Source organism: Thalassospira sp. MIT121401 (assembly GCF_047125595.1).
In the GTDB taxonomy this organism is placed as follows: Bacteria; Pseudomonadota; Alphaproteobacteria; order Rhodospirillales; family Thalassospiraceae; genus Thalassospira; species Thalassospira povalilytica.
Window position 1 is genome coordinate 3,518,883 of the sequence record NZ_CP138926.1, and the last position, 17,986, is coordinate 3,536,868.

The window sequence follows — 17,986 nt, forward strand, 5'->3', positions numbered from 1 at the left end:
GGAACGGGTAATATCAACCGGGTTCGGGCGGCCAGTTTTGCGCCAGTGCAAATGCCTGATCAAGGCTTGTCACATGTTTGACCGGGAATGGCAGCATGCGGGCAAAGTTGCTGTTTTCGACGTCATGGGCATCATCAACATGCAGATGCCCGTCGCCATGGTCATGGCCTTCATCGACGCGAATAAGGCCCTTGGCGAACATGCCAAGCCGGTCGCGATTTTCCTTGAACCAGGCGGCGGCCTGTTTGCGGGTTTCGTGATCCTGTTCGGTCATGCCGGCAACCCGCAGGATCAGGATCGCCGGGTCCTGACGCCGGGCAAGGTCGTGCAAGGCTGCCAGATAGGATTGCCCGTCCGCATCACTTTGGCGGTCAACCATTTCAAACAGCACGATGTCGGCTGCGGGCTGGCTTGAACGAAACATCGCCGGTCTCCTTGTACAAAGGGCCCGGCGGGTATCCCGCCAGGCCATAAAGGTCAAATTTTGCCGTAACCGGTCGCGATCAGAATTCGCGCCGGAAACCGATGGTCACTGTGCGTCCGTGCCCGGCAACCGAATAGCCGCGAAGGGCCGATGCCGCCGGATTTTCATAGCTGGCATCAAAGATGTTCTCGACCCCGAAGCGCGCCGTCCCGCCAAGCACCGGGTAATTGCCCATCAGATTGAAAACCAGACTGGATTTGACTTTCTTGTTGTCGATCTTGGTGCGTGGCGCGGTATAGGTGCCATCAAAACGCATATTGAGATCGCCCCAGACATAGCTGTCGACATAGCCGGTAAAGCGGAACGGGGACGGGATGCGGTTATTGGGCAACCAGCTGTCAAGATCGCCATTCTTGTTACTGTCGTAACGACCTTCGACATAGGATGCCAGGGCCCCGACATAGGTATCTTCGGTCACATCATATTCGCCGGTCAGTTCGGCACCGATGATGCGTTCCTTTTGCTGGCTAAGCGCATTGGTGGAGGCATCGAACGTATCGCCGCGTTCATTGGTGCTCATGTAAACGGCACCGGTCGTGCGGAAATCGGGCCCGTTATAGCGTGCCGCCAGTTCATAGGTCTTGACCTTGGATGCTTCGACATCAAGGGCGCTGAAATTCATCGGAACGCCGTTGAAACCGGCACGGCGGGTATAGGCCCCCACATCGGGTACAGAGAAACCTTCGCTATAGCTAAGCGACGTATCGATCCGATCGGTCCAGTGCACCACCGCCGATGCGTTATAGGTCACCGCACTATAGGTCGTGTTGCCACCGGTATATTGCGCAGCGGCAAGGATCGCCTGACCCACACCGGCGTTATAGCGCATATAGTTCGGACGCAGGAAATCCTTGACCGTCAGGTCATATTTTTCATATCGCACACCGCCCGACAAATCGACAAACTGCGTCACAGGCGCGCTCAGCTGTGCAAACACAGCCCGGCCATCCTGGGTCATCGGCGCGCCAATGTCGCGACCGCTGATGGTGCGATATTTGACATCGTCATAGGTCAAATCCCCACCCCAGGTCAGGGTCAGACCATCATAAACCGGATCAAGGCTGGTATCGGTCGACAGCTTGACGCCGTATTTGACGGTATCAATCACCGACTGCCCCAGCGGGTCTTCGACCGAACCGGCATTGGAAAGCGCAACCAGTGCCGGGTTGTAGCTGGCATGGTAATCGGCGCGCGCGGCCTGTTTGTAGCTGTCATTGTAGAACAGCTTCAGATCACCGGTGCCGATTTTACCGAAATCATATTCGTACCCGGCGGTGAAATACTGGCTTTCATCTTCAAGCGGCTGCGCGGTGTAGGGATTGTTGTAATCAACCGATACCGGATCGGTGGTCAGATCAACGTTATAGTCGATATCCTGACGGAACCGCACGACTTCGGTCGAAAGGAACAGGCGATGGCCATCGGCCACCGTCACACCGGCCTTGCCAAAGACGTTCAGGTCTTCGGCATTATCAAATCCGCCCTGCCCCAGCATCGCATCCGACGGCACCTGATTGCCATAACCGTCAAAGGCATCACCCGATTTCGATGCCGTGACACTTGCGGCAAGATCGACGGCACCGACACCCCCACTGCCCGACAATGTCAGCGACGGCGAGAAACTGTCATCAATATCGTCGGTATAGCTGGTGACATGCCCGTCAACGACAAAGCTGTTATTTCCGACTTCTCCGGTTTTGGTGATGATGTTGATGGTCGCCCCGGTCGCGCCATCCCCGTTCAGCGCGTTTGAGCCCGGAATGACTTCGATGCTTTCGACCTGGGCGATATCGATCATTGAAAGGATACGGCTGGTATTTCGAAGCGGCGTGTTGCGCGATACCCCGTCAACCAGCACCTGGACATCACGCCCGCGGAAGGTTTCCGTGCTGGAAATCAGGCTTTGATCATCAAACATGAAACCCGGCACCGTGTTGCGGATGACATTGGTGATGTCGCTGCTTTTGGCCATCTGGGTTTCGATCTGATCCCGACCGATCACCACAACCGATGGCGACATGGATTTGATCGACCGACGCGAACGGGTGGCACTGACCACCACTTCGGGCAGGACCGTGGTGCCGCCATTTTCAAGCGCGCCCGAACTTGCCGGTGCGATACGCACACTGTCATCGGTGACGAATTCAAACTGATACCCGGTTCCGGTAAGCAGCAATTGCAAGGCATCACGCGCGTCAAGCGTTGCGGATACATCGCCGCTGCTCATACCCGAAAGATCACCCTGAACAATCAGTTGCAGACCAAACTGATCGGCCAGCTGATCAAGCGCGCCGCGCAGATCGCCCGCCGCAATCGAGATCCGTTGCGGTGTTGTTGTGCCTTCCTGTGCCGATGCCATCGGCACGGCTGCCATCATTAAAGTCGCGAAAAGTGCCGTGGTTCCCCAAAGACGCGACATTCCAGAATTCTCAGCTTTCAAAGCTTACCCCCATCGTTCGAAGATAATAATGCAAATCACTATTACCCTCATGACGAACCGGGTTCCGATTTGAGGAGCACATTTTTTCTATTTTCTTGAAATTATTCTGAAACCGGCGGGAAACGCCCGTTCTTCAAGACCGTAAGCTGCCAGCAAGGCATCATGTGCGCTGTGCGGTTTGCTGATATCAAAGCTGCCCGATACGGTGATATCGCCCAGACGCGGATCGCGAACAAAGGTCAGATCCCCCATCAGCGGCGCAATCCGCGCCAGCAATTCATCAATCGGCATATCATCAACAATCCAGCGCCCGCCACGCCATGGCGCAACCCGTTCGGGGGCGACTTCGGCAAAATGAAGATCCCCGTCCGCGTCCTGCCATGCCGCCCGCCCGGCCACCAGGCGCGCCAAGCGCATCTTGCGGTCTTCCAGATCGACTGTGCCTTCGGATACTTCGACCCGCGCATGCCCGCCCCATTTCGACGCGCTAAAGGCGGTGCCAACCGCAATCGCCGTGACCTGGTTAAGGTGGATGCGCAACGGACGTGATGCATCCTTTGCGACCTTGATGAAAATACCGCCTTCCAGAACGGTAATATCGCGCAGGGCGTCACTGTAATTCAGGGCGACCCGGGTTCCGGGCTCCATCCAGATGCTCGATCCATCGGGCAGGTCATGCATCTGACCAACCACCGATGCGTCTGCTTCTGCAACCAGATCGGGATCGGGCTGAAAGGCCGAATAGCCAAACAACACCACCAGCACCAGACAGGTCAGCACTGCCAGAACCGGGCGAAATGGCCGTTTGGCCGATCGCATGCCCGGCAACCGTCCACTGCCGCCTTCCAGCGCGCCCAACCGTTCAAGATCACGGCGCACACCGGCCAGATCGACCGGCTTCGGCTCATCAGCGCGGGTGTCACGCGTGGCGCTATCGGATAATGCCGCGCCGTCCTCGGCTGCGGCGATTTCCATGCTTTGCCAAATCTGGCAGGCCCGCACCAAGCGTTGCGGATTGCCCGGATCGGCATCCTGCCAGGCGCTGAAGGCAGCTTCCTCGGCCGGGGTCAAATCCGATTGATCAAGGCGGACCGCCCAGTAATCGGCAATGTCTTCATTGCTTTGGCAGTCTTCGGGATAGCGGAATTCTGTCATGGCAAAGTCGATACCCGGCTTCTGGCTGCGTGGTTTGTTATCTTGATGACGTTTAACGCAGTCATTTGAGGATGTTCAGTTTTCATGGCGCGCCAACACCTGTTTGCAATGTCTAAGCGCCTGACGCAAATGCTTTTCGACCATATTGCGACTGACGCCAAGCTGTTCGGCGGCCTCGGTCGGGCTCAGATGGTCACGCTTGCACAGCAAAAATACTTCGCGGCACCGGGGCGGCAATTCGTCAATCGCGGCCTTGACGATATCAAGACGCTGACGATCGGCACTGATCTGTTCAGGGGTGACCGATTGTGCCCCGGCCCCTTCCATGTCGCTGATTTCGGCCGGATCGGTGAATTCAAGCGGATTGCGTTTATGACGCCGCAGCGCATCAATCGCCAGATTTGTCGCCATGCGCATCATATAGGCCGGCGGGTTGGCAATCTGGGCCGGATCGACATTGCGATGGCGCAGCTGCACATAAAGATCCTGCAATACGTCATGGCTTTCGTCGCGCGTCGGCAGGTATTTCTGAACCTGACGCAACAAACGATCATGATATTGCTGAAAGATGGAATCCCAAAAACGGTCATCGACCGCCATTTTGCCGCACCTGATTTCCGATAATGATAACCGTTATCATTTTCATCTTTGATTATCTTCGATCCGGCACGCCGTCAATGCCAAAAGCAAAAAGGCCCGCAATTGCGGACCTTTTGCCAAAAGGAAAATGATCGAAGATGACGCGAAATCAGTCTTCGAAATGGCCCTTGGCGGCAAACCCGCCGCCCTGATAGATCACCGCCGGATCGTGACGGTCTTCGGGGCCAAAGGCGGCTTCGATTTCCGCGCGGAACTGTTCGGAGCTGTCTTGCGGTTTCCAGCCAAGGAAATCGGCGTGATCGTTGCTCCACCATTTGGTTTTGTTGTCCGATACCCCGTACACCACCAGATGACCGGTCATTGGGGCATCAAAGATCGCCTTCATCAGCGACAGGAAGTCACGCGGGCTGAGCCAGGTCGACAGCATGCGGCGATCGCGCGGCTTTTCAAAGCACGACCCGATACGGACCGATACCGTTTCGACATCGAACTTGTCGTAGTAATAGCTCGCCACCGCCTCGCCATAGCATTTGGTTACGCCATAGAGGCTATCGGGGCGCAGTTCGGATTTGTCATCAAGTTTGGTGGTGCGCTTGTGAAAACCGATTGCATGGTTGGAGCTGGCAAACATGATGCGCCCCACCCCGTTCTGACGCGCCCCTTCATACAGGTTATAGGTGCCCGCAAGGTTGGCCTGAAGCAGATCATCAAAGGCCGCCTCGATCGAAATCCCGCCCAGATGAATGATACCGTCGACATCCTTGGTCAGTTCGATCACGGCCGCACGATCAGACAGGTCGCATTGCACGACTTCCTCGTTCGGGCCGGCCGGGTCCATCGGGGAAATATCGGACAGGCGAATGACATCGGCATAGCCCTTAAGCCCTTCGCGGCAGATTTTCCCAAGGTTGCCACCAGCACCGGTAATCAGCAAACGTTTCATCTTTATCCTCTTTGATATGCGTGTCTGTCCGCGATCAATTGGCGCCAAATACAAGATTGGGCAGCGTCATCGAAATCGCAGGAATATAGGTTGTCAGCAAAAGCGCGCTCAAGATCGCCAGATAGAATGGCCAGATCGACTGAACCGCCTTTTCGATTTTCACCCCGCCAATCGCGCAGCCGACAAACAGGCACGACCCGACCGGCGGCGTACACAGGCCAAGGCCCAAATTCATCATCAGCACCATGCCGAACTGGATCGGATCCATGCCGAACTGAACCGCCAGCGGCAGGAAGATCGGCGTGCAGATCAGGATCAATGCCGCCATATCCATGATCATGCCGGCAATCAGCAACATGACATTGATCAGCAACAACACCATGATCGGATTGTCAGTAATCCCGGTAATCGCATCGGCCAGCGCATCGGGCACCTGATAGAAGGCCAGCATATAGCCATATGCCGATGCACAGCCGACCAGCAACATGACAAGCGCCGTTGTCTTGGCCGATTGCTTGACCGCAGCAACAAACCCCGCCCAGCTGAGTTCGCGATAGACAAGCCCGGTAATGATCAGCGCATAGGCAACCCCGATTGCACCGGATTCCGTGACGGTGAACACACCACTGAGAACCCCGCCGACAATGATCACAGCGGTAAAGAAGCCCGGAATGGCCCGCACCGCAGTCTGCCAGACCACCCGCCAGCCCGGGAACGGTTCAGCCGGATAGCCATGCTTGATCGCGACAAGCCAGGTCGCAAGACCAAGCAGCAGGCACATGATAATGCCCGGCACCACACCGGCCATGAACAGCTTGGAAATCGAAATCCCCCCGCCCGCGGCCACTGCATACAGGATCATGTTGTGGCTTGGCGGGATCATGATGCCGGCAATCGATGAGGTCACGGTGACGTTGACCGCATAATCGGCGCGGTAGCCTTCCTTTTTCATCACCGGGATCAGGATCGAGCCAAGCGCGGATGTATCGGCAACGGCCGACCCGGAAATGCCGCCAAACAGCATCGATGAAAACACGTTCACAATGCCAAGACCGCCGCGTCGGCTTCCGACAAGGGCGGTTGCAAACTGCACCAGCCGTGACGCGATCCCGCCATGAAGCATCAGCTCGCCGGCAAAGATAAAGAACGGAATGGCCAGAAGCGAAAAGGCCGAGATACCCGACCCGATGCGCTGAAAGGCGATCAGGGTTGGCAGACCTTCGAAAAAGAAGGCCCCAAGCGCTGCGATGCCAAGTGCGATGGCAACGGGCATGCCAATCAGGATACCGATGGCAAATACGCCAAGAAGAATGGTCATGCCCATTTATTCAACGTCCTTGTTCAGCAAATCGTCGTGGTAAAAACGCGCATTGGAAATGGTTTTCCAGCGGGTAATGATCTTGAGGATGTGAAGAACGCTGAAAAATGCGATCCCCGCCCCGCACACCGCCATCGGCACCGAACGCCAGCCATCGGAAATATGGATGATCGGCATTTTCTTGGCCCAGTTGAACGCCACCAGATCCATACCGCCCATCAGCATCCAGTATCCGAACCACGCCATGGCCGCATAACTGATGGCAGCGACAATCGCGGCAATTTTCGGAGGCAACGCATCGCGAAAGAACGATACCGAAAGATGGCTGTTGTCGCGCATCCCGGCTGCCGCCACAGGAAAGGTAATCAGAACGATCAGGATCAGAGAGATCTGTTCAACCCAGGTCGGCGTTTCATTAAGAACATACCGTCCGAAAACCAGCCAGGCGAAACTGGGAATAAGCGCCACAAGCGCCAAACCGCCGATCAGGTTGAGAACCCCGGCTATCCCGCCGCCCAGACGGTCGATCAAATTGATAAAGCTGGAAAACATCTATGCGCCGCCAGAAATTGATTAATCCGTATCCAAGCCGGATATGAAAGTAGCACAGACAGAAAGAAGGGCGACGATATCATCGCCGCCCTTTCAATCATTCATATTTTATTTCTGCGCATCCTGGATGGCTTTGACCAGATCGGCCAGATCCGGGTTGGACTTCAGGAAGTTGTCATAGACCGGCTGCATTGCGTCCTGGAAAGCCTGCTTGTCGGCGATCTCGTTGACTTCGATGCCCGCGGCAATGACTTTTTCCTTGGATTTTTCAGCACGTGCGGCCCATGCGGCACGCTGTACTTCAACCGATGCATCAGCGGCTTCGTGGACGATTTTCTTTTCGTCATCCGACAGGCTGTCATAAAGCGCCTTGTTGATGCACAGGCATTCCGGAAGGATCAGGTGCTGGGTCACGGAATAGTATTTCGCCGCTTCGAAATGGCCCGAGCTGTCATAGGACGGATAGTTGTTTTCCGCGCCGTCAATCACGCCGGTTTTCAGCGACTGGTAAACTTCGCCATAGGCCATCGGGGTGGCGTTGCCGCCAAGGGCTGCGACCATCTGAACATAAAGATCGTTGCTCATGACGCGGAACTTCAGACCCTTGAGATCGGCCGGGGTATTGATCGGATGCTTGGTGTTATAGAAGGAACGCGCACCGGAATCATACCAGCCAAGCGGCTGAAGGCCGGCCTTGATCAGGCCATCGGCGATCTGCTGACCGGCCGGGCCGTCCATGACCTTGTGCATGGCATCGACGTTTTTGAAGATGAAGGGCAGCGATACAACGTTCGCCTCGGGAGCAACTTCACCAAGCGGGCCGAGGTTGAACACAGCCCAGTCCAGGCCGCCAAGACGGACCTGCTGGATCGCATCAGGCTGATCGCCAAGAACACCACCATGATAAACCTTGGCTTCAAGTTCGCCGCCGGATTTTTCATTGATGATTTTGGCAAATTCTTCCATGCCGGTCGAAACCGGATATTCCGGCGGATGGATGTTCCAGCCGCGCCATTCTTTTGCCTGTGCACCCGATGCCAGCGCCACCGACACAGCAGCCGCTGCAATCGTCAGTGTCGTGGTTTTGAGAAAGTTATTCATTTGGAGTCCTCCCGAGACATTTTGTCACTTGCGTTAAAGCCTTGTTTTCCCTGATGGGAACTTCTTATTGTCGTATAATCTTACAATTCCCAACTTGTAAGGACAACTGTAAGATTAGTTAACAACTAGTCTAATAGACCTTCCGGTCCAGTGCGCGCCCGATTTTTATTTTGGCGTCGCGAATAAGGATCCCGGCAGAACCACCTGCCGGGATATCTGGCAGGCCGTGAAGGCACCGCCATGCCTAGGCCATACGCAACGCACCATCGCCATAGGCATTGCGGATGACCTCTGCCAACATGTCATGTTCCTTGTCGGTCAAATCGGTCAGCGGACTGCGCACCGGACCGGTATCGCGACCGATCACGCGCATTCCCGCCTTGACGATGGAAACGGCGTATCCTTTGCCGCGATTGCGGATATCGAGATACGGATAGAAGAATTCCTTGAGCACCCGGTTCATGGTTTCATCATCATCACGGGTCAGCGCGTCATAGAAATCAAGTGCCTGTTGCGGCAGGAAATTGAAAATGGCGGATGAATAGGTGGTCACACCAGCCGCCTTGTAGGCCTTGGCAAAGACTTCTGCGGTCGGCATGCCGCCAATATAGGACAGGCGATCACCGATCAGCGTGCAAACCTTGGTCACCATTTCGATATTGCCATGACCGTCCTTGAACCCGACCAGGTTCGGGCAAACATCGCACAGCTTGGCCAGGGTTTCGGCGGTGATGATCGAATTGTCACGGTTATAGACAATCACACCGATTTCGACCGCATCACAGACAGCCTTGACCCGGGCAAACAAACCTTCCTGTTCGGCCCCGACCAGATATTGCGGCAACAAAAGCAGACCGTCCGCACCGGCGGCCTCACATTCGCGGGCCAGTTCAACCGCCATGGCGGTGCCGTAACCGCACCCGGCAATGATCGGCGTGTCACCGGCGACTTCCTTGGCCGCACGCACAGTCTGAACGACTTCGGCCGGGGTCAGGGAAAAGAATTCCCCGGTACCGCCTGCTGCAAACAATGCCGTTGCGGGATATTGCGACAGCCAGCCGACATGCGCGCGATACGCATCAAGGTCAAGCTTGCCCTCGGCATCAAAAGGCGTCACCGGGAATGACAGCAACCCGGCACCAATGGCCTTTTTCATCTCAAGATAATGCATCAAGCGTCCTTCAAGTCTTAAATAGGTCACAACAACTATGATGACTCTATAAATTCATCATATTATTTTGTCAAACATATTACATAGTGCAACTCGAAGCCCATAAAAACTGCGCAACACAAGGGTTTTAGAGTTATATTAGAACCACTGAACTTTGGTATGACGACTTCAATTTTCGGTCATTCTGCGCGAATCGCACCAATTGATATGATGACTTTGCCCCCAAAGCCGATTAGGGTCGGGTTATCAGATCCTTACACTCACAACCAAGAAGACCGGGAATGACCGATATTTCTGCTGCCAGCCGCATTCTGGCCGATGCCTTTGTCAATCACCGCCTGATTGATCCGCTGCCTGCTGACGTCGCGCCGACCGCGTTTGACGAGGCCTATGAAATCCAGGACGCCACCCTTGCACTAAGCGGGGCAAAACAGGCGGGATGGAAGCTTGCGGTTGCCACCCGCGCGGCACAGGAAAAAATCGGCGCGGACGGGCCGCTGGTCGGGCCGCTTCTGGATGGCCGCATTCTTTCGGACGGGGCGCAACTGACCACCAATGATCTGCATTTCCCCAATATCGAGGCCGAAATTGCCGTGGTCATGGACAGCACCCCGGCCCCGGATGCCACATCAAGCGACATTCTTGATCACATCAGATCAATGCATCTTGCGATCGAAATCGCCGACAGGCGCTATCATGAAAAGCAGGACCCGATCCAGACGCTAGCGGATCTGAATTCCACCGGCTATTTCGTGCTGGGACAGGAAATTGAAGGCTGGCGTGATCTTGGCTTTATCGGTGGCAAGGTCACCACCAAAAGCGACGGCGAAATCCTTGCCAGCAATGATGATCCCGATGCATGGCCGGAAATCTTTGGCGGGCTGGAATATCTGGTCGGCTTTCTGGCCAAGCGGGGTAAAAACCTTAAGGCCGGCGATGTGATCACCACCGGGGCCTGTGCACTTCCGACCATCAGCCCGCATGGCAAGATCGAAGCGATCTTTGACGGGCTGGGCAAGGTGACCGCCGAGATCAAAAAGGTCTGATCACAAGATCACGACCCGGTACTGAAAAAGCCATGCGGGGCAACCTGCATGGCTTTTGTTTTATCGGTTCATGGCGTCAAAGGCCGGACATCAGCCCTTTTCGCGAAAGCGCGTAACCGCGACGCCGGGAACCTCGACGCGCAATGACGCCAGCTTGCCCGCATGGGGGAATTCGGCGCGTTTTTCCGCACTATAGCCTTCCTGATGGCTGGTAACATAAAGGGTTTTCATATCCGGCCCGCCAAAACATGGCATGGTCGGATTGGGCATCGGCATCGGAATTGACAGCAACAAGGTGCCATCGGGCGCAAAGCGGTTCAGATTGCCCGCTGACACCCCGGCCGACCAGTAACAGCCATCCATATCGACCGCGGCCCCATCCGGGCGGCCCAGCGTATCATCAAGATCAAGAAACCGCGTGCAGTTGGAAATGGCACCACTGGCAACATCGAAATCCCATCGATTGACCCAGGGCCCGCGTGAATCAGAATGATACATCTGCGCCCCGTCCGGTGACCAGGCGATGCCGTTGGAAATCTTGAAGCCGGTTGCCTTTTGATCAATCCTCCCGTCGGGCGTAATCCGATACAGCGACGCGATCGGCTGCTTGTCGGGATTGTCATCCATCGTACCGACCCAGAACGCCCCGTCCGGGCCGATCTTGCCGTCATTGGTGCGGCTTTTGATGCCATCTTCGATCCGGCACAAAGCAACACGTTCGTCGGTTTCGGGATCAAGGAACAGGATATCCTTGCGCAGGGCGACAATAATGCGCCCCGCATCGGTCAGGCCGAAACAGCCCAGTTCGCTGTCAAATTCCCAGACACGGCGCTGCCCCGATGCGACATCAAGGGCATGCAGCTTGCAATTCAGGATATCGGTCCAGTAAAGCCGGTTATTCCGGGCATCCCAATTGGGACATTCCGCCAAGGTAAAAGTTTCATCCAGCAGGATTTCCGGCTGATACGGCACCTGATCATTGCCCGACATTGTCACCCCCTAAAATTCATATGATCAATTTCAATGAATACTGGTGTGCCCATCCGGGGCTGTGCTTGTCAACATTATTTGCCAGCCGGGTCGGTACCCCGATCACTTGTGATGCGTTGATGCAGCAGTGCAGACGACCGGTATGCGCCGGAAATCGGCCATCAGGCAGATCGCAATCGGGCAGGAAAATTTTACATGTCGCGGGCGTGGTCGGTGACACGCTGGCGGGCCTGATGGAGGTGATAACGCATCATCAATTCGGCACTGTCGCCATCCCGGCCCAGAATCGCATCATAGATCTGACGATGTTCGGCAAGCACGCGTTTGGCGCGGTCCGCCGACCCGGACCGGGTGATGTTCAGCGCCACATTCATCGATTTCTGCATTACCCCATGCAGCGAATTCAGAATGGTCAGAAAGATTTCATTGCCGCTGGCGCGCGCGATTGCCATGTGAAAATCAAGATCGGCCTTATCGGCAATGTCACCGGCAGCCACCCCGTCTTCAAGCGTTTTCAAAGCATTTTCGATTTCACGGTGATGGCGCACACTCGCACGTTCGGCCGCCATGCGTGCCGTTGCCCCCTCGATCGCGATGCGGGCTTCAAAACACCGCAAAAGCCCGGCCACATCATTGACCCCGCCAAATTCGATCAGTCCCTGGGGCGGGCGTTTTTTCACAAAGGAACCAACGCCCTGGCGCGCATAGACCAGCCCGTCGGACTGCAATTTGCGCAAGGCCTCGCGCACGACCGGTCGCGACACGCCAAAGGATGCGCAAATCTCGTTCTCGGACGGCAGTTTCGTCCCCTCGCCCAGATTGCCCGAGACGATCTGTTCAAGAATTTGACCATAAAGCTGATCAGCAAGTTTTTCGCGCTTCTGGACCTTAAGCAGCAATTCGGTCATCCCGTCCCCCGGACGCTGTGAGTACTTGTCATCTTGTAAAACTTACTTGTAAGTTTTATCGACTATTCCCGCACGGGTAAAGCCCCCGAACCGATCACGGATCGGGGGATGATCGCGGCTTGAAAGTGGCTGGATCAATCAACCAGTGAATAGTCGCGGCTTTGCGGTGTGATGATTTCGTCATCATCGACCAGACCACTGTCAGGCTGTGCCAGCAGGGTCGGAATCAGCGTCATGGTGCCAGACAGGGTCTGATTTTTATCGAGCACCAGCAAATCACCGAATTCCTTGAATTCCGGACGGTTATGGACGTTTGGAACATGGCTTACCGGCTCGACACAGAATGTCTTGCCGTCTTCGGGGATATAGAATTGCAGGTTCGAAAACCGGTCACTTGCCAGCATCTTGAGACTGTAACCTGCATCTTCCCAAACCATGTCGGTTTCGCGGTGCCAGCCGGTATAATGCACATCGAGCCCCCGGTTATGACGGATCATCTTGCCATCGGAAAAGTCCCGCCCAAGATCAATCACCGTGCGCGTGGTCGGCAACATGTCCTCGTCCGTACCAAAGCAGTCGGTGGCAATAAACGAGACCGAAACATCATCCCCACCCGGGAACCACGGATGCAATCCGATGCCATAGGGCATCGGGGTCCGACCCAGATGGCGCACACCGATTTCAATGGTGACATCATCGGGCGTGACCTTGAATTCCTGCCAGGCGACATAGACAAAGCCGCTTTCGGGATCGTCATGCTTGTGATTGAAGCGCAGACTGTCGACGGTCGGACGTTCAATTGTCCATTCCGCAGCCCGGCCAAAACCATGGATCGCATGCGGGCTGGGCGGGCGGTTGGCCGGCACCTTGACGATGCGGCCGTCAAATTCGAACTCGGCAAAGGCCAGCCGGTTGGCAAACGGCACCATCGGAAAACAGCCAAGACTTGACGGGTTTCCCGATTTCAGCGCCTGTTCGGTGACCGGACGCAACAGATTGATGGTGCCTTTGCCATCGGGACGGATCCAGTCGATCCGCGATATCGCCCCGCCCTGGGGAACAATGCCAATCTGAAATGGGCCGCTGTTCCAGCGGTATTCCGGTTCGCCCTTTTTGGACATAAGCAGGTGCCTCAATTCCAACCAAAATCATATGATGACTTTAGGATCAGGTTTCATTAATTTGAATTCGATGACTACTCAAAATAATGAAACCTGATCCGCACACCATCCTCATACGACGATTTGAAGATGGTGTCGCCCAAAGCGCCAATTAAACTTTAACACTGAGCATCTTTTTTATATCCGGTTGTTTTATACCGGATTTATCGGACACGCAAAATGAACAAGACCAGTGCGTCAAATACGCCCCGCAAAGTTTCCCTGACCGAAAAGGTGATTGCAAGCCTGCGTTCCGAAATTGAAAGCGGACAGCGCGAACCGGGCAGCAAATTGCCAACCGAACCGGTTTTGACAGAGCGGTTCGGCGTCAGCCGCACCGTCATTCGCGAAGCCATCGCCGCCCTTAAGGCCGACGGGCTTCTTGAACCCCGTCAGGGGGCCGGTGTGTTTGTTCTGGCCCCGGAAACCCGAAGCAATGACAAATCGATTTTTGAAGTCGATTACGCCCAGGTATCGGACGTTCTGGAAATTCTTGAATTGCGTATGGCCGTCGAAATCGAGGCCGCCGGTCTTGCCTGCATGCGCAGTTCCGTCGCCCAGCAGGCCAAGATTTTCGAAGCAATGGAAAAAATGGAACGTGCCCTGGAAAAAGGGGAACCCACCGCCCCGGCCGATTTCGAATTCCACAGCGCGATTGCCGCGGCCACCAATAACCGCCGCTATGCCGAATTTCTCGAACATCTGGGCGACAAGACCATTCCGCGGGCGCAACTTCGTCGTCGTCCACCAGAAGCCGAAGATCAGAAATCCTATATGCAGATGATCCTGGGTGAACATCGGCGCATCTATGATGCAATCGCCGCCCGCGACGATGACACCGCCCGCAAGGCCATGCGCGATCACCTTAGCCTGAGCCAGACCCGCTATCAGAAACTGCTGACCCAGCGATAAGCCGATCAACTGCGCGTCATCAAACGATTTCGCACCACCGGATAAGGTCGCCCGATCAACGACCACACGCATCCGTCGATGGATTGGCGAATGAATGAAGCGCAGGCGATCCGATGCAAGGTGTCAGCGGCGCGATCCTTTGCAAACGGTCAGAAAATTCCGATCAAACCTTGCACAGGCCCTGTCGAACCGGGGTGCAAATGATGTGTCCCGGGCATCAGCGGTTCGGGGACCGAACAACACGTCACGGCATTTGGCAAACGCCGCCACTATTTTGGCCCGGCCGTTGCCCGGTCGTCAGGCAATCATCGGAGCTGCGGGTAGCCTGGGCGGTCCCGTCCGATCTGGTCGGGTCCGGTCTGGGCGCTCTGGTCTGGTCAGGCCCGATCCACTCAGTCGGTCAGGGCAGCGGCCAGAACCGTCATGTCGGAAATCACGATATCGGCCCCGGCATCATAAAGCCGGTTGGTCGCATCGGTTTCCTGACCAGCATAATGGCCGCCACCGACAAAGCCGATACATTTCATTCCGGCAGCAACCGCCGCGGTGACACCGGCAACGGAATCTTCGATGACGATGGTCGATGACGGCGAAAAGCCCATATCGGCACAGGCATGCAAAAACAGATCCGGGGCCGGCTTGCCGTTTTTGACAAAATCGGCACTATAGATCCGTTCTGCGAACCACGGGCCAAGGCCGGTAACCACCATGGTTTTTTCCAACCGTTCGACCGAGCTGCTTGATGAAATGCAAAAGGCCAGATCCCGGCTGCGCAGGGCCGAAAGCACCAGATCAATGCCACTGATCTTGGCCAGTTCCGTGTCATAGCGCGCAAACAGTTTCTGATAAAAGAACGGTTTGAATTCGGCACTGATATCGGCGCCGGTCTGGCTGCGGATATGATCGATCGGGGCCGAACTTGACCGGCCGGTGAACCGGTCGGCAACCTCGCGAAACGATAAGGGGGCGCCGAAATGATCCAGAACATCAACAAGGGTCGCAAGCGAGATCGGTTCGCTATCGACCAGGACACCGTCACAGTCAAACAGCACAACCTTGCAGCCGTCAAACAGCTTGGCTATTGATGAAGGTGACGCTGGCCCCTGTTCCGGGCGGCGTTGGTCTTCGTTTCCGGCAAAGCGTCCATCTTTGTTGCTGGCTTCGTTTCCATCTTTGTTTTCTTGTTCGTTTTCCTGGGCCATGTTGAACCTGGCTTGTTTCATTTGTCTGATGAAAGCAGCCTAGCCAATCACATGTTTCAGCGTCAACAAAAATGAACATTTGACCAACTATTGAACTTTTGATCAAATCGCGATCAATCAGACCATTCAAAACAACATCCGGCAGTCGCGGTCCCATCTGCAAAGCCGGGGAAATGCGGAGGAAAACCCGACCATGAGTCCCCTAGACACCTGTTTCATCGGCGTGGATGTTGGCACCGGCAGTGCGCGCGCTGGCGTCTTTGATGCCAATGGCAAGCTGCTTGGCAGTGCCGCCCATGCAATTGCGATGAACCGTCCCAAACCCGATTTTGTCGAACAGGACTCGGAAAATATCTGGCAGTCGGTTTGCCAGTCGGTTCGCGATGCGTTGAAAAAATCCGCTGTCGCCCCCGAAAAAATCGCCGCCATCGGTTTTGACGCCACCTGTTCGCTGGTCATCCGCGATCAGGACAACCGCCCGCTGGGTGTGACCCCGGGCGGGGGGGATAACTGGGATGTGATTGTCTGGATGGATCACCGTGCCGTGCGCGAGGCCGAAGAATGCACCGCGACCGGATCGCGGGTTCTGGAATTTATCGGCGGCACCATGTCCCCGGAAATGGAAATGCCCAAACTGATGTGGCTGAAACGCCATAACAAACCGGCCTGGGACAAGATGGGGGCGGCTTATGATCTGGCCGACTTCCTGTCATTCCGCGCAACCGGCAGCAATGCCCGGTCCTGCTGTACTGTCACCTGCAAATGGACGTATCTGGCCCATCAGGACGAACCGTGGGATCGTGATTTCTTGTCGGTGATCGGCATGGAAGACCTCAATGACAAGATCAATATGCATGATCCTGCACTGGCGGTTGGCGAACGCATCGGCACCCTTGATGCACAAGGTGCGGCTGATCTTGGCCTGACCACCGATTGCGTGGTCGGGGCCGGATTGATTGATGCCCATGCCGGTGCACTTGGCACCCTTGGCGAATATCTGGATGGCAATCTGGATCAGCATTTCGCGATGATTGCGGGCACATCGACCTGTCATATGGCCCTGTCAAAGGAACCGCGTTTCATCAAGGGCATCTGGGGTCCGTATTTCGGGGCGATTGCGCCGGGGCTTTGGCTCAATGAAGGCGGGCAGTCGGCAACCGGTGCGTTGCTTGACCATGTTGTCGCCATGCATCCATTTTCCAACGGCATGGGCCGCGATGCCCACAAGCTTGCCGGGGAAAAGCTTTTGCCACTGATGGCCGATACCACCGACCTTGCACCGCGCCTGCATGTTCTTCCCGATTTTCATGGCAACCGGTCCCCGCTTGCCGATCCCGAGGCCCTTGGGGTGATTTCCGGTCTGACACTTGATCAGAGCGAGGAAAGCTTCCTGAAACTTTACTGGGCAACTGCCTGTGCGATTGCCTATGGCACGCGCCATATCATCGATGCGCTAAATGATACCGGATATGACATCACCCACATTCATCTAAGTGGCGGCCATACCGCATCCAAAGTGCTGGTCAAACTTTATGCCGATGTCACCGGCTGTCACGTTGTGATGTCCGATTGCGAGGAGCCGGTTCTGCTGGGTTCGGCAATGCTTGCGGCCGGGGCACTTGATGCCGATGGCGGTCTGGCCCGTGCTGCGCGCCAGATGGCGGGCAAGGAAACCCTGCATGCCCCCGATGAAAAAGCCAAGGCCGATCATGACCGGCGCTATGCCATTTTCCATCAGATGCATGCCCATCGCCAGGCCCTTGATGCCATGAGCAATCCGGGCGCCAAACACGGCTGAGAATTCTTTCCCCCTGCCCCGTTCGCGGGACGCCCTAACCAAAAGGCGCTTGACGCAACTTTTGGTTAGGGTCAAAACAAAAGGGCCGATGCAAAAGCATCGGCCCTTTCTTACGCACGCGCGACGGCGGGGTCGGGGGATCATGCAGAAGATATTCATTTTCTGCACCGCCACGAGCACGATGCCTTACAAGGCCGGTCCGGTTT

Annotated in this window: 16 protein-coding genes; 3 read left to right on the forward strand and 13 right to left on the reverse strand. The window is 55.8% G+C overall.

Going from position 1 to position 17,986, the window contains the following annotated elements; all coding sequences use genetic code 11:
- Positions 1 to 13 precede the first annotated feature (13 nt).
- From SIB88_RS16195 to kdgD, 9 genes are all read right to left on the reverse strand, one after another.
- Positions 14 to 424: a hypothetical protein gene (locus SIB88_RS16195; RefSeq protein ID WP_068517942.1), complete on the reverse strand. Its 411-nt coding sequence runs from the start codon at positions 422 to 424 to the stop codon at positions 14 to 16.
- A gap of 79 nt (positions 425 to 503) precedes the next feature.
- On the reverse strand, positions 504 to 2,903 hold the full coding sequence (locus SIB88_RS16200) for a TonB-dependent receptor (RefSeq protein WP_412558546.1): 2,400 nt from the start codon (positions 2,901 to 2,903) through the stop codon (positions 504 to 506).
- 108 nt (positions 2,904 to 3,011) lie between these two features.
- The gene (locus tag SIB88_RS16205) at positions 3,012 to 4,079 is read right to left on the reverse strand and encodes a FecR family protein (protein WP_412558547.1); all 1,068 of its coding nucleotides are present in this window, start codon (positions 4,077 to 4,079) and stop codon (positions 3,012 to 3,014) included.
- Between the two features lie 75 nt (positions 4,080 to 4,154).
- Complete coding sequence (locus SIB88_RS16210) at positions 4,155 to 4,679, reverse strand: RNA polymerase sigma factor (RefSeq protein ID WP_068517939.1); 525 nt, start codon at positions 4,677 to 4,679, stop codon at positions 4,155 to 4,157.
- Positions 4,680 to 4,827: 148 nt separating this feature from the next.
- Complete coding sequence (locus SIB88_RS16215; protein ID WP_068517938.1) at positions 4,828 to 5,622, reverse strand: NAD-dependent epimerase/dehydratase family protein; 795 nt, start codon at positions 5,620 to 5,622, stop codon at positions 4,828 to 4,830.
- Between the two features lie 34 nt (positions 5,623 to 5,656).
- Positions 5,657 to 6,946, reverse strand: a complete 1,290-nt coding sequence (locus SIB88_RS16220; RefSeq protein ID WP_068517937.1) for a TRAP transporter large permease — start codon at positions 6,944 to 6,946, stop codon at positions 5,657 to 5,659.
- Entirely contained in the window at positions 6,947 to 7,492 is a 546-nt protein-coding gene (locus SIB88_RS16225; RefSeq protein ID WP_101247403.1) for a TRAP transporter small permease, read from the reverse strand. It abuts the gene before it with no gap.
- Between the two features lie 108 nt (positions 7,493 to 7,600).
- Positions 7,601 to 8,593, reverse strand: coding sequence for a TRAP transporter substrate-binding protein (locus SIB88_RS16230; protein WP_068517935.1), 993 nt, complete (start codon positions 8,591 to 8,593; stop codon positions 7,601 to 7,603).
- A 244-nt stretch (positions 8,594 to 8,837) separates the two neighbouring features.
- On the reverse strand, positions 8,838 to 9,764 hold the full coding sequence (gene kdgD, locus SIB88_RS16235; RefSeq protein WP_068517934.1) for a 5-dehydro-4-deoxyglucarate dehydratase: 927 nt from the start codon (positions 9,762 to 9,764) through the stop codon (positions 8,838 to 8,840).
- Positions 9,765 to 10,045: 281 nt separating this feature from the next.
- Between kdgD and SIB88_RS16240 the strand changes: the two genes are divergently transcribed.
- Positions 10,046 to 10,810 (forward strand): 2-keto-4-pentenoate hydratase, encoded by a 765-nt coding sequence (locus SIB88_RS16240; protein ID WP_412558548.1) that lies wholly within the window; start codon positions 10,046 to 10,048, stop codon positions 10,808 to 10,810.
- A gap of 90 nt (positions 10,811 to 10,900) precedes the next feature.
- Here SIB88_RS16240 and SIB88_RS16245 read toward each other — a convergent pair whose 3' ends face one another.
- The 3 genes from SIB88_RS16245 to SIB88_RS16255 all read right to left on the reverse strand — a co-directional run bounded on the left by SIB88_RS16245 (position 10,901) and on the right by SIB88_RS16255 (position 13,829).
- Complete coding sequence (locus tag SIB88_RS16245) at positions 10,901 to 11,800, reverse strand: SMP-30/gluconolactonase/LRE family protein (RefSeq protein WP_412558549.1); 900 nt, start codon at positions 11,798 to 11,800, stop codon at positions 10,901 to 10,903.
- Between the two features lie 191 nt (positions 11,801 to 11,991).
- A complete protein-coding gene (locus SIB88_RS16250) occupies positions 11,992 to 12,708 on the reverse strand; it encodes a FadR/GntR family transcriptional regulator (RefSeq protein WP_068517931.1) in 717 nt (238 codons plus the stop codon).
- A 134-nt stretch (positions 12,709 to 12,842) separates the two neighbouring features.
- On the reverse strand, positions 12,843 to 13,829 hold the full coding sequence (locus tag SIB88_RS16255) for an aldose 1-epimerase (RefSeq protein WP_289078292.1): 987 nt from the start codon (positions 13,827 to 13,829) through the stop codon (positions 12,843 to 12,845).
- Positions 13,830 to 14,048: 219 nt separating this feature from the next.
- On the opposite strand from SIB88_RS16255, the gene SIB88_RS16260 reads away from it, so the two are divergent.
- Positions 14,049 to 14,780 (forward strand): FadR/GntR family transcriptional regulator, encoded by a 732-nt coding sequence (locus SIB88_RS16260; RefSeq protein WP_068517929.1) that lies wholly within the window; start codon positions 14,049 to 14,051, stop codon positions 14,778 to 14,780.
- Positions 14,781 to 15,172: 392 nt separating this feature from the next.
- Here SIB88_RS16260 and SIB88_RS16265 read toward each other — a convergent pair whose 3' ends face one another.
- The gene (locus tag SIB88_RS16265; RefSeq protein WP_412558550.1) at positions 15,173 to 15,982 is read right to left on the reverse strand and encodes an HAD family hydrolase; all 810 of its coding nucleotides are present in this window, start codon (positions 15,980 to 15,982) and stop codon (positions 15,173 to 15,175) included.
- A 193-nt stretch (positions 15,983 to 16,175) separates the two neighbouring features.
- On the opposite strand from SIB88_RS16265, the gene SIB88_RS16270 reads away from it, so the two are divergent.
- On the forward strand, positions 16,176 to 17,780 hold the full coding sequence (locus tag SIB88_RS16270) for an FGGY-family carbohydrate kinase (RefSeq protein ID WP_114114253.1): 1,605 nt from the start codon (positions 16,176 to 16,178) through the stop codon (positions 17,778 to 17,780).
- Positions 17,781 to 17,986: the final 206 nt, after the last annotated feature.

Bases quoted from the DNA above. Each gene is read 5' to 3' on its own strand.
- SIB88_RS16195 (WP_068517942.1), bottom strand. From the start codon at position 424: ATGTTTCGTTCAAGCCAGCCCGCAGCCGACATCGTGCTGTTTGAAATG.
- SIB88_RS16255 (WP_289078292.1), bottom strand. From the start codon at position 13,829: ATGTCCAAAAAGGGCGAACCGGAATACCGCTGGAACAGCGGCCCATTT.
- SIB88_RS16270 (WP_114114253.1), top strand. From the start codon at position 16,176: ATGAGTCCCCTAGACACCTGTTTCATCGGCGTGGATGTTGGCACCGGC.
- SIB88_RS16210 (WP_068517939.1), bottom strand. From the start codon at position 4,679: ATGGCGGTCGATGACCGTTTTTGGGATTCCATCTTTCAGCAATATCAT.
- SIB88_RS16230 (WP_068517935.1), bottom strand. From the start codon at position 8,593: ATGAATAACTTTCTCAAAACCACGACACTGACGATTGCAGCGGCTGCT.
- SIB88_RS16200 (WP_412558546.1), bottom strand. From the start codon at position 2,903: ATGTCGCGTCTTTGGGGAACCACGGCACTTTTCGCGACTTTAATGATG.
- SIB88_RS16260 (WP_068517929.1), top strand. From the start codon at position 14,049: ATGAACAAGACCAGTGCGTCAAATACGCCCCGCAAAGTTTCCCTGACC.
- SIB88_RS16205 (WP_412558547.1), bottom strand. From the start codon at position 4,079: ATGACAGAATTCCGCTATCCCGAAGACTGCCAAAGCAATGAAGACATT.
- SIB88_RS16220 (WP_068517937.1), bottom strand. From the start codon at position 6,946: ATGGGCATGACCATTCTTCTTGGCGTATTTGCCATCGGTATCCTGATT.
- SIB88_RS16245 (WP_412558549.1), bottom strand. From the start codon at position 11,800: ATGTCGGGCAATGATCAGGTGCCGTATCAGCCGGAAATCCTGCTGGAT.
- SIB88_RS16225 (WP_101247403.1), bottom strand. From the start codon at position 7,492: ATGTTTTCCAGCTTTATCAATTTGATCGACCGTCTGGGCGGCGGGATA.
- SIB88_RS16250 (WP_068517931.1), bottom strand. From the start codon at position 12,708: ATGACCGAATTGCTGCTTAAGGTCCAGAAGCGCGAAAAACTTGCTGAT.
- kdgD (WP_068517934.1), bottom strand. From the start codon at position 9,764: ATGCATTATCTTGAGATGAAAAAGGCCATTGGTGCCGGGTTGCTGTCA.
- SIB88_RS16215 (WP_068517938.1), bottom strand. From the start codon at position 5,622: ATGAAACGTTTGCTGATTACCGGTGCTGGTGGCAACCTTGGGAAAATC.
- SIB88_RS16240 (WP_412558548.1), top strand. From the start codon at position 10,046: ATGACCGATATTTCTGCTGCCAGCCGCATTCTGGCCGATGCCTTTGTC.
- SIB88_RS16265 (WP_412558550.1), bottom strand. From the start codon at position 15,982: ATGGCCCAGGAAAACGAACAAGAAAACAAAGATGGAAACGAAGCCAGC.